This window comes from Lachnoclostridium sp. Marseille-P6806, assembly GCF_900625025.1.
GTDB lineage: Bacteria > Bacillota > Clostridia > Lachnospirales > Lachnospiraceae > CAG-791.
The window spans coordinates 284,058-297,913 of sequence record NZ_LR130575.1; the positions used below are offsets into that span (position 1 = coordinate 284,058).

The following is a 13,856-nucleotide window of genomic DNA, read 5'->3' on the forward strand; positions in this document are numbered from 1 at the left end:
TGACAAGATGCGAGGCTTGTTTATGAAAAAAAGGCGGGAGATTGTCTGCAAACGCTTTGAAGAGCTGATCCCTGCTTTTCTGGAGGATCGTCTGAACGATGCGGCGGCGGAGGATTTTCTCTCTCATTTCGACAGCTGCAGGAGCTGCCGGGAAGAGCTCAGCATACAGTATCTTGTGTATGCCGGGCTCCCGAAGCTGGAGACTGGTGAGACTTTTCATTTGAATCGCGAGCTTGCGGAGACGATCACTGCGGCAAGGGAGCGCATCCTGCGCAGGAAGAAGCTCGGCTTCTGTGCATATTCCATGGAGATACTGACAATTGTGGCGGTAGGAATATCCGCGGCACTGATGGTGTTTTTCTTCTGACGGATCATTTTCATGCGGTTTTGGCAATCGGATTTTGCGGAAGAAAAGCGGAGGAAACATGGCGGAAAAGGAAAAACTGGTTCTTCTTGACGGACACAGCATCATCAACCGGGCCTTTTACGGTATGCCGGATCTGACCAGCGCAAAGGGCGTGCATACCGGAGCGGTATACGGCTTTCTGAATATTATGTTCCGGATCCTCGATGAGGAGGAGCCGGACTATCTTCTGGTGGCTTTCGATACGCACGCGCCCACGTTCCGCCATGCGATGTACAGTGCCTACAAGAGGACGCGCAAGGCGATGCCGGAGGAGCTGCGCAGTCAGGTTCCGCTTCTTCAGGAGGTGCTCGGCGCCATGGGAATCGCCATGTTCAGCCGGGCGGGGCTTGAGGCGGACGACATTCTCGGCAGCTATGCGGTGCGGGCAAGGGAGAAAGGGATCGAGGTCTCGCTGGTTTCGGGGGACCGCGATCTTCTGCAGGTTGCGGACGAAAGCATCATGGTGAGGATTCCCAAGACGCTTCGCGGTCAGACGACCATCCTCAATTATCACGCAAAAGAGGTGGAGGAGCAGTATTCCATCACCCCGGCGCAGGTCATCGAGCTGAAAGGCCTTATGGGGGACAGCTCCGACAATATTCCCGGCGTTCCCGGCGTGGGCGAGAAAACGGCGCAGCAGCTCCTTGCCTCCTACGGGACCGTGGCGGGTGTCTACGAGCATCTGGAGGAGATTACCAAAAAGGGACTGCACGACAAGCTGGAAGCAGGGCGCGAAAAAGCGGAGCTCTCGCGCGAGCTTGCGAGGATCCGCACGGACTGCGATGTTCCGTCGGATTTTGAAGCGCTGCGGAAAAAGGATTTTTATACCAAGGAGGCGTTCGCTCTGTTCTCGGAGCTGGGCTTCCGCAATTTTCTCGGCCGTTTTGATGACGCTGCCACCGCGCCGGAGGAAGACGGCCGGCCCGAGCTCATCCGGATCGGAGAGTATTACGCCGCGGAGGATGTGTTTGCTGTCGTCAGAAATTTCATGCAGAAAGGGACCGGGGAGGAGCCTGCTGTCGTCGGGATCTATCCGCTTTTTGACAGGGAGGCCGGCCTTTACGGCACGGCGCTCTCCATCGGCTTTCGCCTCTATTATTTTGACGCGGCGGAAATTTCCGCGGGGCAGGAATATCTGACCCGCAAGCTGGGAGTCCTCCGGCGTCTTGCGGCAGAGCTCCCCGGAGCCATGCTCGCTCTGTTTGATATTAAAAGCCTATATCCTTATCTCGATATACAGCCGCAGGAATTTGACGAGGGCGGAATCCGCCTTGCGGGCTGCTTTGACGGGCTGCTCGGCTGCTATCTCTGCAATCCGCTCAAAAATGATTATACGGTGGAGGACTGCGCCGGCGAATATCTCGGGGCGACGCCTATGGCATGGGTGCAGCTCTTCGGCAAAAAGAGCGCCGCAGAGATCATGTCGGAGGGTGATGAGGAGAGGGAAAAGCTGATCCGCTACGCGGCGTCCGCGGCGGAGCATCTGCGGCAGGCGGCGCCGAAGATCCGCCGGCGTCTTGCCAAGGAGAATATGCTCCGGCTCTACGAGGAGATCGAGCTTCCGCTGTCGTTTATTCTCTATGACATGCAGCGTCTGGGGATCCGCATTCTTCCGGAGGCGCTCCGGCAGTACAGTGCCGAGCTGGGGGAGCAGGCAGAACGGCTCGAGAAAAAAATATACGAGGCGACGGGAGAGACATTCAATATCGCCTCTCCGAAGCAGCTCGGAGAAATCCTTTTTGAAAAAATGGGGATCCCCGGAGGAAAAAGAACCAGAACCGGCTGGTCCACGGCGGCGGACATCCTCACAAAGCTCGCGCCGGACTATCCGGTGATTCAGGATATTCTTGACTATCGTGCGGTTACCAAGCTGAAATCCACCTACGCCGACGGCCTTGCGGCATTTGTGGGAGAGGACCTCCGGATTCATACAAGCTTTAATCAGACGATCACGGCGACCGGACGGATCAGCTCAAACGACCCGAACCTGCAGAACATTCCGATGCGCACGGAGATGGGACGGCTGATTCGGCGCGCCTTTGTTCCCCGGGACGGATATATTTTCACCGACAGCGATTATTCACAGATCGAGCTGCGCATTCTTGCCAGTATGTCGGGCGATCGCGGGCTGATTGAAGCGTACCGGCAAAACCGGGACATTCATGCGATTACGGCCTCAAAGGTATTTCATGTGCCCTTTGAGGAGGTGACGCCGCTGCAGAGGAGAAACGCCAAGGCGGTCAATTTCGGCATCGTCTACGGCATCAGCTCCTTTGGCCTTTCACAGGATCTCTCGATTTCCCGCGAGGAGGCGCAGCGCTATATTGCGTCGTACTTTGAAACCTATCCGGGCATTCGGGAGTATCTGGACCGCGCGGTGGCAGAGGCGAGGGCAGACGGCTTTTCCAAGACGCTGTACGGCCGCAGGCGCCCGGTTCCGGAGCTCTCGAGCTCAAACTTCATGACGAGGCAGTTCGGGGAGAGGGTCGCCATGAACGCGCCGATACAGGGGACGGCGGCGGATATCATGAAGATCGCCATGATCCGCGTATGGGAACGAATCCACAGAGAGAAGCTGGCCTCGAGCCTGATTCTCCAGATTCATGACGAGCTTCTTGTCGAGACGGCTTCGGGGGAGGAGGAGCAGGTCCGCAGAATCCTCGCGGAGGAAATGCAGGGCGCGGCGGAGCTGCCCGTTGCGCTGGAGACGGATATTCATACCGGGCGGGACTGGTACGAGGCAAAGTGAGCGGAGAGAGGGTGACGCTCTTGTATGTGATCGGAATTACCGGAGGCGTCGGCTGCGGAAAGTCGGCGGTACTGGATTTTCTCTCGGAATACTGCTCCTGCCGCATTCTGAGGGCGGATGAGGCGGCGGAGGAGCTTACGGCGCCGGGAGGCGCGTGCTATGAAGCCATGTGCCGTCTCCTGGAGGCGGCGGAAAAGTCCGGAGACGGGCCGCTCTTTCCCGAGGGACACGGAAAGCCGTTTGACCGGCGCGAGGCAGCGGGCCGGATGTATCGCAGCCCGGAGCTTCGCGGCAGGATCGACGCGCTGATCCATCCTGCGGTGATCCGGAGGATTATGGAGAGCATCGAGGAGGAACGGGCGGAAGGGCGCAGCGAGTTCTTCTTTCTGGAGGCGGCGCTTTTGATCGAGACCGGTTTTCTTAAAATTGTGGATGAAATGTGGTATATTTACTGTCCGGAGGAGTTGCGCAGGCACCGTCTCAGGCAGAGCCGCGGGTACAGCGACGAACGGATCGACGCGATGATCGCCTCGCAGCTCTCTGAGCGTGAATTTCGTGAGAACGCGGATTTTGTCGTCGACAACGGCGGCTCTTACGAAGAAGCGCGGCGTCAGGCCGCCGGCCGCGTCGACATCCTCAGAGAGACAGGCAGAAAAAGAGCTGAGAAAGGCTGAAACCTTACATGAGATTTGTTCCCATTGCCAGCGGAAGCAGCGGCAACTGCGTGATGCTGGATTCGGATGCCACACACTTTCTTGTGGATGTCGGCATCAGCTGCAAGAGGACGCTGGATGCGCTGAAAACGCTGGAGCTCGCGCCCGGAGATATCAGCGGCATTTTTATTACCCACGAGCATTTCGATCATATCGCGGGGCTTCCGGTGATCGCCAAAAGGACGGAAATGCCGATCTATGCGACGGCAAAAACTATTGCCGCCATTCTGGCGATGCCGGCCTGCTCCTCCATTGATCCGTCCCGCTTTGTTGCGGTGCGGCCGGACGAGAAGCTGCTCGTGGGCGACATCACGGTGGAGCCGATGCATATTTCTCACGATGCGGCGGACCCGGTCGGCTACCGCTTCTGCTGCGGGAGGAAAAAAGCCTGCGTCTGCACGGATCTGGGCTGCTATGATGAGTATACGATCGACTGTCTCAGGGATTCCGATGTTCTTCTGGTGGAGGCAAATCACGATGTGAACATGCTTCAGGTGGGACCCTATCCGTACCATCTCAAGCAGCGCATTCTCGGAACGCGCGGGCACCTGTCCAATACCAATTCCGGGCAGGTGATCGGGCGTGTTCTGAATGACCATATGAAAGGAATCTGCCTCGGACATCTGAGCCACGAGAACAACCTTCCCGAGCTCGCCTATGAGACGGTCCGGGTGGAAATCATGATGGGGGATTCGGGCTACCGCCCGGAGGATCTGCCGATCACCGTGGCAAAGCGCAGCGAGCCGTCGGACGTCATCGAGTTCTGATACTGATTTATATACTGAGCCGGCGCAGGAGCTGCCCGGAGAGCGGAGGAAAGCATGCAGAAAGCTGTCATCACGGTAGTGGGAAAGGATACGGTCGGCATTATCGCGGCGGTATGCACGTATCTTGCGGAAAGGAATGTGAACATTCTGGATATCTCACAGACCATTGTCGGAGGATATTTCAACATGATGATGGTGGTCGATATCGCAGGGCTCAATATCAGCTTTGGCGAGCTGCAGGATCGGCTCGCGGCGCTGGGGATAGAGAGGATCGGTGTGCAGATCCGCTGCCAGAAGGAAGAAATTTTTGACGAGATGCACAGGATCTGAGCGGGAGGCCGGCTTATGATAAACTTCACAGAGGTCAGTGAGACAAACCGGATGATCGAGGAGGAGAACCTCGACGTGCGGACCATAACCATGGGCATCAGCCTGCTGGACTGCGCCGATCCGGATCTCGGCCGGCTCTGCGCAAAAATCCATGACAAAATTTATGACAGCGCAAAGGATCTCGTCCGGATCGGGGAAGAGATTTCGCGGGATTTCGGAATCCCGATTGTCAATAAGCGGATCTCCGTCACGCCGGTCGCGCTCGTGGCGGGAGAGGCCTGCCGCACGACGGAGGATTATGTCCGTGTCGCGGAAACGCTGGACCGGACGGCGCGTGAGGTGGGAGTGAATTTTCTCGGCGGCTTTTCCGCGCTGGTTTCCAAGGGCATGACGGCGGCGGACGAGCTGCTCATCCGCTCGATTCCAGAGGCTCTCTCGAGGACGGAGCTGATCTGCGCCTCGGTCAATCTGGGCTCGACGAGGACGGGCATCAATATGGATGCCGTCCGTCTGATGGGGACGATTTTCCGGGAGACGGCGGAGCATACAAAGGACCGCGATTCCCTCGGCTGCGCAAAGCTGGTGGTGTTCTGCAACGCCCCGGACGACAATCCGTTCATGGCCGGCGCGTTTCACGGCGTCACGGAGGCGGACCGCATCATCAATGTCGGTGTCAGCGGCCCCGGCGTGGTCAAAACGGCGCTGGAATCGGTGCGCGGGGAGAGCTTTGAGGTTCTGTGTGAGACCGTGAAGAAGACGGCGTTCAAGGTGACGCGGGTCGGCATGCTGGTGGCGCGGGAGGCGTCGGCCCGCCTCGACGTTCCGTTCGGCATTGTGGACCTTTCGCTCGCCCCCACGCCGGCTGTCGGAGATTCCGTGGCGGATATTCTCTGCGAGATGGGACTCGAAATGGCAGGGGCGCCCGGAACCACGGCGGCGCTCGCGCTTCTCAACGATCAGGTGAAAAAGGGCGGCGTGATGGCCTCCTCCTATGTCGGCGGACTGTCCGGCGCGTTCATTCCGGTCAGCGAGGATCAGGGGATGATCCGGGCGGTGGAGTGCGGCGCTCTCACGCTCGAAAAGCTCGAGGCCATGACCTGCGTCTGCTCCGTGGGGCTCGACATGATCGCAATTCCGGGAGATACCGCGGCATCGACGATCGCAGGGATCATTGCCGACGAGATGGCGATTGGAATGATCAATTCCAAGACGACGGCGGTGCGCATCATTCCGGTCATCGGCAAGGGCGTCGGGGAAAGAGTGGAATTCGGCGGGCTTCTCGGCTATGCGCCGATCATGCCGGTTAACCCGTACTCCTGCGAGGCGTTTGTAAACCGCAGAGGCAGAATCCCGGCCCCGATTCACAGCTTTCGGAATTGATAAATTTTATTGCATTTTGCATTTGGATTCTGTATACTGTTTTATGTCCGACGGAGCGAGGTCAGCCGGGCGGGCATGTGCAGACATAGTACATCGGTAGTATGCGACCTTCCCAAGGTTGAGAGGCGGGTTCGATTCCCGTTGTCTGCTGTTCCGGGGATCCAATCGGTGATTGGATTCCTTTTTTGTTTCTGCCACACAAAGGTGCTTACCGATCATGAAATGTCCATATTGCGGAAAAGAAGATACCAGAGTCATTGATTCGCGTCCCGCCGACGGCGATACCTCGATACGCCGCCGCCGCGTCTGCGACGCCTGCAGCAAGCGGTTCACAACCTATGAAAAAATCGAGACCATCCCCGTGGTGGTCGTAAAAAAGGACAACAACCGCGAGCCCTACGACCGGGCGAAGATCGAGGGCGGGATTCTCCGCGCCTGCCACAAGCGGCCGGTCAGCGTCAATCAGATCAAAAAGGCGGTCGACGAGATCGAGACAGAGATTTTCAGCCGCGAGGAGAAAGAAATTTCCACCTGCGAGATCGGCGAGCTGGTTATGCGCAAGATTCAGAATTTGGATCCGGTGGCCTATGTCCGTTTTGCCAGCGTGTATCGCGAATTCAAGGATGTCGAGACCTTTATGGACGAGCTCAAAAAGGTGCTCCGCACGGAGGCGGAGGAGAAGAAGCGGGGGAAATAACACGTTTTCCGCGTGCTTTCTCTTCCCGACAGACCGGTTATCCTGTGTCCCTGCCCGGTACAGGGCCGCGATAACATATACAGACGATGCACCGCCGCAGCTTTTTCTGCGGAGGGCGTCAGTCGCAAACCAACAATTTCATATGTATACAAGGAGAAAAACATGAAAAAGCTTCGAGGATATGCGGTGCTTATCCTGATGATTCTGTCGGCAGGAGCTGTTGTACTGAGCGGATGCGGCGCAGGCGGCAGGCAGGGGACGGATACTTCCTCCATCACCGTCGGCGTGGCAAACGACATCGACAGCATGGATCCGAACAAAACCGTATCGGCAGGCACGCGGGAGCTCCTGTTCAACGTCTACGAGGGGCTGGTAAAGCCGGACAGCGACGGGAATCTTGTCCCGGCGGTGGCCAGTGCCTATACCGTGAACGAGGATGCTTCCATATATACCTTTACGCTGCGGGACGGCGTCACATTCCATGACGGAACCCCTGTCACGGCGGACGACGTGGTTTACTCCATTGAACGCTGTGCCGATGCCAGTTCCGGAAATCCTCTGGCGCCGGCATTTTCTTCGATTGCGTCGGTCGAGGCGGCGGATGAAAAGACGGTGGTGATCACCCTGCATGAGGGAGACAGCGAGTTTCTCAGCTATCTTACGACGGCCGTCGTGCCGAAGAACGGCAGCGACTATGAAAATCATCCGATCGGGACCGGCCCCTATCGCTTTGTCTCGAGAACGCCCGGTGACAATATCGTTCTTGAAAAGTATGACGGCTACTGGGGCGACGGGACGAACGGAGGAAACCCGGCGCAGATCGCCTCCGTTACGGTCAAGATCGTCACCAACGCCGACACCATCGTGACCAACCTCAAGGGAGGCAGCATCGACCTTTTTCTGCATCTGAATTCCACGCAGGCCTCCCAGCTCGGCGACGGCTTTACGGTCGCGGAGGGAACGATGAATCTGGTGCAGGCGCTGTATCTCAACAATGCGGAGAAGCCCTTTGACGATGTCCGCGTGCGGCAGGCCCTGTGCTTTGCCATGGAGCGCACACAGATCATGGAGGCGGTTTCCGACGGCGGCGGTACGGCGCTCGGAAGCTCGGTCTACCCGGCATACCGGAAATATTTCATGCCGTCTCTTGCGGACGCCTACCCGACGGATACGGAAAAGGCAAAGCAGCTTCTTTCCGAGGCGGGCTATCCCGACGGATTCCGCTTCACCATCACGGTTCCGTCCAATTACCGGCAGCATGTCGATACGGCGACGGTTCTGAAAGAGGAATTCAAGAAAATCGGCGTCACGGCGGATATCGAACAGGTGGAGTGGGAGACATGGCTCAGCGACGTCTACCAGAACCGCTCTTTCAGCGCGACGGTCATCGGTGTCGATGCGGGCACGCTGTCCGCGACAGCGCTGCTCGGCCGCTTTGAGAGCAGCGCGGAGAACAATTTCATCAATTACTCCAATGCAGATTACGATAAAACCTATGCGGAGGCGCTTGCCGAGACGGACGATGAGGCGAAGACGGCGCTGTTCATGCGCTGCGAGGAGATTCTCTCCGAGGATGCGGCCAATGTCTACATTCAGGATCTTCCGGATTTTGTCGGATACAGCAGCCGTTTTACCGGCTACCGCTTCTATCCGCTGTATGTATGCGATCTGACCATGATCCGCCCGGCCGGCGACGCCGCGGCGCAGTGATGTGATATAAGCAAAGAGGAGGACGGCGGATGCGATATGCAGCCCGAAAAATAATCATGCTTGTTGTCACGGTTCTCGCCATCTCATTCGTCGTGTTCCTTGCGTTTTCTGTGATACCCGGGGATCCCGCGCTGACCATCCTGGGGGGTCAGACGGATCCCGCAAGGGTGGAGGCGCTCCGGGAACAGATGGGACTGAACGCCCCTCTGCCTGTCCGCTATGTTCGCTGGCTGCGCTCGTTTCTCGCCGGTGATTTCGGGATGTCCTATCGGTATTCCGTCCCGGTGAGCCGGCTTCTGGGGGAAAAAATACCGATCACGCTGATTCTCACGCTGGAATCCTTTCTTTTCATGCTGCTCATATCCATTCCTCTCGGCATTTACTCGGCCCGGCATGCGGGCGGACGGGCGGATCGGGCGCTGGTCATTCTGAATCAGATTATCATGGCGGTTCCGCCGTTCTTTTCCGGTATTCTCATCACGTTTTTCTTCGGAATGCTGCTGCACTGGTTTGTTCCCGGGGGCTATGTCTCATGGCGGGTCAGTCTTTCCGGCTGCGTGGGATATCTGGTTTTTCCGGCGATTGCTATTGCACTGCCCAAATCGGCCATGGTGGTGAGCATACTGCGGAGGAGTCTTCTGAAAGAGGCGCGGCTCGACTATGTCCGGACGGCATACAGCCGCGGGAGCCGTACGAATTACGTTCTGTACCGCCACATGCTGAGGAATGCCATGGGTCCGGTCGTCACCTTTCTCGGCATGGCGGCGGCCGATATGGTTGCGGGCTCGATCATCATCGAGCAGGTATTCGGCATCCCCGGCCTCGGCAGGGCTCTTCTGACGGCGATTGCGAACCGGGATTATCCGGTGGTCGAGGCGATTATCGTGCTGATCTCCGTTCTGGTCGTGGCGTCGGGGGCGGCGGTGGATCTCATCTGCCGGCGGCTGGATCCCAGAATCTCTCTGGACTGAGGAGAGGTGCGCGGACAGAAGACGACGGCATTTGGCATGGTGATTGATATGACGGGAATTCTGAACTGGAAAACCGAATCGGGAAAGACAAACTGGTATCTGGTGCTGGGAACGGGCATCACCGGCTTTGTTCTCTCGCTCATTTTCATCGGTCTTCTCCATCCGCCCTATGATATTGAGGCGATGGACACCGCGCATAAATTTGCGGGAGGATCGCTCCGGCATCTGTTCGGAACCGATAATTTCGGGCGGGACGTATTTTCCCGCGTGCTTGCGGGCGGCTTCACCACCATGAAGATTGCGGCGGGCACGGTTGCCGTCGGGCTCCTCGGGGGCGTGCTCATCGGCGCGGTCACAGGCTATTTCGGCGGTCTTACGGATGAGCTTCTGATGCGGATCAACGACACGCTGTTCGCCTTTCCGAGCGTTCTTCTGGCTCTGGTGATCGTCTCCCTCTTCGGGAGCGGAACCAGTCACGTGATCTGGGCGCTCGGGATTGCGTTTGTTCCGAGCTTTGCGAGAATGGTGCGGAGTGAATTCCTGCGCTACAAGAACAGTGATTTCATTGCGGGGGCAAAGCTTCAGGGCGCCGGCGCGCTCCGGATCATGACGCATCATATTCTGCCGAATGCGGCGCCGGTTCTTATGAGCTCGGTGATGATCGGCTTCAACAACGCCGTACTTGCGGAGGCCGGTCTGAGCTATCTGGGCATCGGCGTGCAGCCTCCGGAGCCGAGCCTCGGGAGCATGCTCTCCGAGGCGCAGTCATATCTTGTCTCGGCGCCGCTCTATGCGGCGGGGCCCGGGCTAATGATCATTTTCATGGTGCTTGGCTTCAGTCTGCTGGCAGAGGGAATGAGCCGGGAGCAGCTCTCGGGGGCATGGTTTTAACCGGCGTCAAAGAGAGCGGCGCTGCGGAAAATCTCGCTGGGAGAAAGGGCGGCAATGAGCGAACGGATTCTTGAGGTTTCCGATCTGAATATTGAATTTCATGATCACAGTCTGCCGGAGACGGTGGTCTATGATTTTGATCTCACGCTGCATGAGGGCGAGATCGTCGGCATCGTGGGCGAATCCGGATCCGGAAAATCCATGAGCGCCATGGCGATCGCGGGCCTGCTCTCGCGGCATGAGATTCGCAAGCGGGGGCAGATTCTGTACGATGGAAGAAATCTTCTCGACTGTGACAGGGATACGCTCCGCCGGTATCAGGGAGAGGATATCGCCGTGATCTTTCAGGAGCCGATGACGAGCCTTGACCCCGTCCGTCGGATCGGCTGGCAGGTAGAGGAAAGCGTCCGCCTGCATCATCCCGAAATTCCGGCAGAGCGCCGCCGGGAGATGGCGCTCCGGAACCTTGCGGACTGCGGACTGGCTGATCCGGAAAAAGTGTACCGGCAGTATCCGTCGCAGCTCTCGGGAGGTATGCGGCAGCGCGTCATGATCGCGGCGGCCATGATGGGAAATCCCCGCATTCTGATCGCGGACGAGCCGACCACGGCGCTGGATGTACTGGTGCAAGAGCAGATCATTGAGCTTCTGCGCCGGATCAATCGGGAGCGGGGGACGGCGATTCTATTTATTTCTCATGATCTCAGTCTGGTTCGCCGGCTCTGCAGCCGCGTGCTGGTTATGCGCGAGGGGCGTATTGTAGAGGCGGGTCCGGTCGAAGATATTTTCAATCATCCGGCAGAGGATTATACCAGAGCGCTGATCCGGGCTATTCCCCGCGTTTTTTCGGAAAAAAGAGGCGGGGAGGCTGAGGGAGAGGGGACGGCTGCGGCCGCGGCTCCGGTGCTGGATGTGGAGCATCTTGACGTGTTCTACCAGGAAAGCGGTCAGGGAATCGGGGAGCTCTTTCGCCGGAAGAGGGCGGAGCCGGTGGTAAAGGACATCTCGTTTTCGCTGAGGCGCGGGGAATGTCTTGCGCTTGTCGGCGGCTCGGGCTGCGGAAAATCAACGCTGGCGAGAGCCGTGGCCGGTCTTACCCGCAGCTATACGGGAACCGTCAGCCGGCCGGGCGTCCAGCCGCAGATAATTTTTCAGGATCCCTACAATTCTCTCAATCCGATGCATACGGTCCGCTGGATTCTGGAGGAACCCCTGCGGCTGACGGGGGAAAAAAACGCGCGTGTGCGCGAGAAGAGGATTCTCTCGATGCTGGAAAAGGTCCGTCTTTCGCCGGAGCTTCTGGGGCGCTATCCGAGTCAGCTTTCCGGAGGACAGCGCCAGCGTGTATGTATCGGCAGCGCTCTGATGCAGCAGCCGGAGCTCCTCATTGCGGACGAGCCGGTTTCGGCGCTGGACGTCACGATTCAGGCGGAGATTCTCGAGCTGCTCGGCGAGCTGCGGCGGGAGATGGCGCTCTCGGTTCTGTTTATTTCTCACGATCTGCGCACGGTCTATCAGCTCTGTGATACGATACTTGTCATGGAAAAGGGAGAGATCGTCGAGCGCGGAGCGGTGGATGAGGTCTATCGCAGGCCGCGGAGCAAGTATACGAAAGCGCTGCTGCGCGCCGCCGGCATTTCATCATGAGGATTTGTATGAATCATCTTCTTTTTCCGAATGAAATCGTTCCCTCCGCCTATCATATTGATTACGGCCGGCTGTATGATGAGGGCTTCCGGGCTGTGATCTATGATATCGACAATACGCTGGTGCCGCACGGCGCGCTGCCGGACGGCCGTGCCGCGGCGCTGTTTGCCCATCTCCATTCGCTCGGCATGAAAGCGGCCCTTGTTTCCAACAATAAGGAGCCGCGGGTGCGCCGCTTTGCGGAGGCCGTGGATGCCTCATATGTGGCAAAAGCGCACAAGCCGTCGCCGTCGGGCTATCGCCGCGCGATGGAGCTTATGGGGACGGACCGGACGAACACGCTCTTTGTCGGGGATCAGATCTTTACGGATGTGCTGGGTGCAAGGCGCGCGGGACTTTATTCCGTTCTCACGAGGCCGATTCATCCGCGGGAGGAGATTCAGATCATCGTGAAGAGGCTGCTGGAAAAGCCGGTTCTGTGGAGCTATTCCGCTTATCGCAGGCGGCATCCTCTGCCGCGCGGCGAGTCCGTGCTGCTCCCCGGAGGTGAGGAGGCCGCGCTTGCCTTCTACGGCGCATACTCCGGAGAGACGGGATCCCTGCGGAGTGAAAAGCGGAACGGAAACGGACAGAGTCATTGATTTTGATCGCAGGGGAGAATGCGTCTGTGTGACATTCTTTCCGCAGCGGCCGCAACGAGCGCGGCAAAGGATATCATCATGGAAAAAATATCTGAAATCAGCGGAAAGACAAGGCTTTGCGGCCTGATCGGATGCCCTGTGGAGCATACGCTCTCGCCGGCGATTCACCACGCGCTGGCCGCGCAGTTTTCTCACGATCTCATCTATATGCCGTTTCTTGTCGAACGCGATCTGGAGGCAGCGGTGAAAGGAGCCTATGCCCTGAATGTGCTGGGTCTTAACGTCACAGTGCCCTACAAGCAGGCGGTCCTTCCTTTTCTGCGGGAGACAGACCCTCTGGCGGCCCGGATTGGCGCGGTGAATACGCTGGTCCGCACTGACGGAGGATATTGCGGCTGCAATACCGACATTTCGGGACTGCGCAGAGCGCTGGAACTCCGGCAGATTTTTCTGGAGGGACAGGCCGTTATTATCATCGGAGCCGGCGGCGCGGCGCGGTCGGCCGCCTATCTCTGCGCGGAGGAAAAAGCCCGCAGAATCTATATCCTGAACCGCACGGCGGAGCGTGCGATCGCCCTGCGGGAGGAGCTGTGCGCCGTTTATCCGGACATCCGGATTACAGCGGGAGGATTGTCGGCCGCCGCGGAGCTCCCTGAGCGAAACGCGGTTGCCATTCAGTGCACCAGCGTCGGGCTGTTCCCTCACGCCGAGGAATCGCCCGTCGAAAGCGAAGTCTTTTTTGACCGGATACGCTTTGCTCTCGATCTCATTTACCGCCCACGGGAAACGGCGTTTCTTCGGAAAGTAAGGGAGCACGGCGGGCAGACGGAGAACGGGCTCCAGATGCTGCTCTGTCAGGCGATCGAGTCCTATGAGCTCTGGAACGGAGTGAGAGTTTCCCCGGCTGCGGCGGAACGTGTCCGGGGCGTGCTCGAGCGGACTGCGTGATGCCGA

General features: G+C 58.3%; 13 protein-coding genes and 1 tRNA gene. All 14 read left to right on the forward strand.

The annotated features are described in order from the left end of the window. The first annotated feature begins 22 nt into the window (after positions 1–22). The 14 genes from E0E20_RS03575 (at position 23) to aroE (ending at position 13,850) form a co-directional block, all read left to right on the forward strand. Positions 23–367 carry a zf-HC2 domain-containing protein gene (locus E0E20_RS03575; RefSeq protein WP_165443966.1) on the forward strand — a complete coding sequence of 115 codons (345 nt, stop codon included), beginning with the start codon at positions 23–25 and terminating at the stop codon, positions 365–367. Positions 368–425: 58 nt separating this feature from the next. Next, on the forward strand, positions 426–3,155 hold the full coding sequence (gene polA, locus E0E20_RS03580; protein WP_130836773.1) for a DNA polymerase I: 2,730 nt from the start codon (positions 426–428) through the stop codon (positions 3,153–3,155). Then, positions 3,152–3,829 (forward strand): dephospho-CoA kinase, encoded by a 678-nt coding sequence (gene coaE / locus E0E20_RS03585; RefSeq protein ID WP_242622638.1) that lies wholly within the window; start codon positions 3,152–3,154, stop codon positions 3,827–3,829. The genes polA and coaE overlap by 4 nt, the downstream gene beginning before the upstream one ends. 8 nt (positions 3,830–3,837) lie before the next feature. Then, positions 3,838–4,635 carry an MBL fold metallo-hydrolase gene (locus E0E20_RS03590; protein WP_130836775.1) on the forward strand — a complete coding sequence of 266 codons (798 nt, stop codon included), beginning with the start codon at positions 3,838–3,840 and terminating at the stop codon, positions 4,633–4,635. 54 nt (positions 4,636–4,689) lie between these two features. Further along, positions 4,690–4,965: an ACT domain-containing protein gene (locus E0E20_RS03595; RefSeq protein ID WP_130836777.1), complete on the forward strand. Its 276-nt coding sequence runs from the start codon at positions 4,690–4,692 to the stop codon at positions 4,963–4,965. A gap of 15 nt (positions 4,966–4,980) precedes the next feature. Beyond that, complete coding sequence (locus E0E20_RS03600; protein WP_130836779.1) at positions 4,981–6,345, forward strand: PFL family protein; 1,365 nt, start codon at positions 4,981–4,983, stop codon at positions 6,343–6,345. 79 nt (positions 6,346–6,424) lie between these two features. Then, positions 6,425–6,495 (forward strand) — tRNA-Gly (locus E0E20_RS03605). A 67-nt stretch (positions 6,496–6,562) separates the two neighbouring features. Continuing rightward, a complete protein-coding gene (nrdR, locus tag E0E20_RS03610) occupies positions 6,563–7,042 on the forward strand; it encodes a transcriptional regulator NrdR (RefSeq protein WP_130836782.1) in 480 nt (159 codons plus the stop codon). A gap of 162 nt (positions 7,043–7,204) precedes the next feature. Then, the gene (locus E0E20_RS03615) at positions 7,205–8,752 is read left to right on the forward strand and encodes an ABC transporter substrate-binding protein (RefSeq protein WP_130836785.1); all 1,548 of its coding nucleotides are present in this window, start codon (positions 7,205–7,207) and stop codon (positions 8,750–8,752) included. A 29-nt stretch (positions 8,753–8,781) separates the two neighbouring features. Then, a complete protein-coding gene (locus E0E20_RS03620; RefSeq protein WP_130836787.1) occupies positions 8,782–9,723 on the forward strand; it encodes an ABC transporter permease in 942 nt (313 codons plus the stop codon). Positions 9,724–9,729: 6 nt separating this feature from the next. After that, on the forward strand, positions 9,730–10,614 hold the full coding sequence (locus E0E20_RS03625) for an ABC transporter permease (RefSeq protein WP_330508766.1): 885 nt from the start codon (positions 9,730–9,732) through the stop codon (positions 10,612–10,614). Between the two features lie 54 nt (positions 10,615–10,668). Next, positions 10,669–12,261, forward strand: coding sequence for a dipeptide ABC transporter ATP-binding protein (locus tag E0E20_RS03630; RefSeq protein ID WP_130836789.1), 1,593 nt, complete (start codon positions 10,669–10,671; stop codon positions 12,259–12,261). An 8-nt stretch (positions 12,262–12,269) separates the two neighbouring features. Further along, positions 12,270–12,902 carry a YqeG family HAD IIIA-type phosphatase gene (locus tag E0E20_RS03635; RefSeq protein ID WP_130836790.1) on the forward strand — a complete coding sequence of 211 codons (633 nt, stop codon included), beginning with the start codon at positions 12,270–12,272 and terminating at the stop codon, positions 12,900–12,902. Between the two features lie 18 nt (positions 12,903–12,920). Beyond that, a complete protein-coding gene (gene aroE / locus E0E20_RS03640) occupies positions 12,921–13,850 on the forward strand; it encodes a shikimate dehydrogenase (protein ID WP_242622639.1) in 930 nt (309 codons plus the stop codon). Positions 13,851–13,856: the final 6 nt, after the last annotated feature.

Coding starts and splice junctions, on each gene's coding strand:
- E0E20_RS03575 (WP_165443966.1), top strand. CDS start 23: ATGAAAAAAAGGCGGGAGATTGTCTGCAAACGCTTTGAAGAGCTGATC.
- polA (WP_130836773.1), top strand. CDS start 426: ATGGCGGAAAAGGAAAAACTGGTTCTTCTTGACGGACACAGCATCATC.
- E0E20_RS03590 (WP_130836775.1), top strand. CDS start 3,838: ATGAGATTTGTTCCCATTGCCAGCGGAAGCAGCGGCAACTGCGTGATG.
- E0E20_RS03595 (WP_130836777.1), top strand. CDS start 4,690: ATGCAGAAAGCTGTCATCACGGTAGTGGGAAAGGATACGGTCGGCATT.
- E0E20_RS03600 (WP_130836779.1), top strand. CDS start 4,981: ATGATAAACTTCACAGAGGTCAGTGAGACAAACCGGATGATCGAGGAG.
- nrdR (WP_130836782.1), top strand. CDS start 6,563: ATGAAATGTCCATATTGCGGAAAAGAAGATACCAGAGTCATTGATTCG.
- E0E20_RS03615 (WP_130836785.1), top strand. CDS start 7,205: ATGAAAAAGCTTCGAGGATATGCGGTGCTTATCCTGATGATTCTGTCG.
- E0E20_RS03620 (WP_130836787.1), top strand. CDS start 8,782: ATGCGATATGCAGCCCGAAAAATAATCATGCTTGTTGTCACGGTTCTC.
- E0E20_RS03630 (WP_130836789.1), top strand. CDS start 10,669: ATGAGCGAACGGATTCTTGAGGTTTCCGATCTGAATATTGAATTTCAT.
- E0E20_RS03635 (WP_130836790.1), top strand. CDS start 12,270: ATGAATCATCTTCTTTTTCCGAATGAAATCGTTCCCTCCGCCTATCAT.
- aroE (WP_242622639.1), top strand. CDS start 12,921: ATGCGTCTGTGTGACATTCTTTCCGCAGCGGCCGCAACGAGCGCGGCA.